Genomic DNA, 1,864 nt, shown 5'->3' with positions numbered 1-1,864 from the left:
TCGAGCGCTGGCTGGCGCTCGGTGGCGCCGACCTCGACGAGCGCGCCGAGGAGGTCGCGGGCTCGCTCGGTCTCACCGTCGGCCTCGACCAGCCCATGACCTCGCTCTCCGGCGGCCAGGCCGCCCGCGCCGGGCTCGCCTCCCTGCTCCTGTCCCGCTACGACGTCTTCCTCCTCGACGAGCCGACCAACGATCTCGACCTGGACGGCCTGGAGCGGCTGGAGACCTTCGTCCAGGGGCTGCGCGCAGGCACGGTCGTCGTCAGCCACGACCGCGAGTTCCTCACCCGTACCGTCACCAAGGTCCTCGAACTCGACCTCGCCCAGCAGCAGATCACCCTTTACGGCGGCGGCTACGAGGCCTATCTGGAGGAGCGGGCGACCGCCCGGCGGCACGCGCGCGAGGAGTACGAGGAGTACGCCGACAAGAGGTCGGCGCTGGAGGGCCGGGCCCAGATGCAGCGCGCCTGGATGGACAAAGGCGTCAAGAACGCTCGCCGCAAGGCCACCGACAACGACAAGGCCGGCCGCAAGTTCCGCAGCGAGGCGAGCGAGAAGCAGGCCGCGAAGGCCCGCCAGACCCAGCGGATGATCGAACGGCTCGATGCCGTCGAGGAGCCCCGCAAGGAGTGGGAGCTGCGGATGGAGATCGCCTCCGCGCCCCGCTCCGGTTCGGTCGTGGCGACCCTCCGGGACGCCGAGGTGCGGCGGGGAGACTTCCGCTTCGGGCCGGTGTCGCTCCAGATCGACTGGGCCGACCGCGTCGCCATCACCGGCGCCAACGGCTCCGGCAAGTCCACGCTGCTCGCCGCTCTCCTCGGCCGCCTCCCGCTGGACGAGGGCCATGCGGTGCTCGGCTCGGGCGTCGTCGTCGGCGAGGTCGACCAGGCCCGGGGGCTCTTCCACGGCACCGACTCGCTGCTGGACGCGTTCTGCGCGGCCGTCCCCGAAACCGAACCGGCCGAGGTCCGCACCCTCCTCGCCAAGTTCGGCCTCAAGGCCGACCACGTACTGCGCCCCGCCGCCACCCTCTCACCGGGCGAGCGGACCCGCGCCGCGCTGGCCCTGCTCCAGGGCCGCGGCGTCAACCTCCTCGTCCTCGACGAGCCGACGAACCACCTCGACCTGCCGGCCATCGAACAGCTGGAGTCCGCGCTCGACTCGTACAGCGGCACGCTGCTCCTGGTCACGCACGACCGGCGGATGCTCGACGCGGTCCGTACGACCCGCCGCATCGAGGTCGCGGCAGGAAAGGTGACCGAGCTCTGATGACCGACCCCACGACCCGTCTGATCGCGCTCCTCGACGACCTCGATGCCGATATCGACGAGACGATCGACCTCGCCGACGCGATCGCGGCGTCCGGCGACCGCGGTCTGCTCCCGCGCCTGGAGACCGAGCTCGGCCGCTTCATCGGTGAACGGAACTTCTACGCCCGCGAGATGCTCGGCGGGGTGATCGCGGCGATCGGCGGCACCGACGTACTGCCGGTGCTGCTGCGTGCCTCGGCCGTCGACCTCGGTGACGATCAGGACGGACTGGCGACGGAGATCGTCGGCGTGGTCCAGTCGGACCCGCGGACGGCCCGCACACTCCTGGAGCCCCTGACCAAGGACGACGACCCGGCAGTCGCCTCCCGGGCGGAATGGGCCCTGCGCTTCCTCCCGGACGCGCCGCAGGCGTAAGGGGACGCGCCGCGTCTCGGCCCGTCGGGGTTTGAGTGCGGGCGCGTGGGTTCGCTGGGTGGGTTGCCGGTCCGTTTTTTGGTCGGTCGGGGTTTGAGTGCGGGCGCGTGGGTTCGCTGGGTGGGTTGCCGGTCCGTTTTTTGGTCGGTCGGGGTTTGAGTGCGGGCGCGTGGGTTCGCT

At 71.5% G+C, this 1,864-nt stretch carries 2 protein-coding genes; both read left to right on the top strand.

Annotated elements, in window-relative coordinates; genetic code table 11:
* The coding region (locus ACWGI8_RS43810; RefSeq protein WP_453669147.1) for an ABC-F family ATP-binding cassette domain-containing protein at nt 1–1,268 on the top strand (1,268 nt) is incomplete at its 5' end.
* Nucleotides 1,268–1,684, top strand: a complete 417-nt coding sequence (locus ACWGI8_RS43805) for a hypothetical protein (RefSeq protein WP_453669145.1) — start codon at nt 1,268–1,270, stop codon at nt 1,682–1,684. The genes ACWGI8_RS43810 and ACWGI8_RS43805, both read left to right, overlap by 1 nt.
* Nucleotides 1,685–1,864: the final 180 nt, after the last annotated feature.

It is taken from the genome of Streptomyces sp. NPDC054841, assembly GCF_053611045.1.
Note: the sequence above shows the minus strand (reverse complement) of the source record. Positions and strands in the feature narration are given on the sequence as shown.

Bases quoted from the DNA above. Each gene is read 5' to 3' on its own strand.
- ACWGI8_RS43805 (WP_453669145.1), top strand. From the start codon at position 1,268: ATGACCGACCCCACGACCCGTCTGATCGCGCTCCTCGACGACCTCGAT.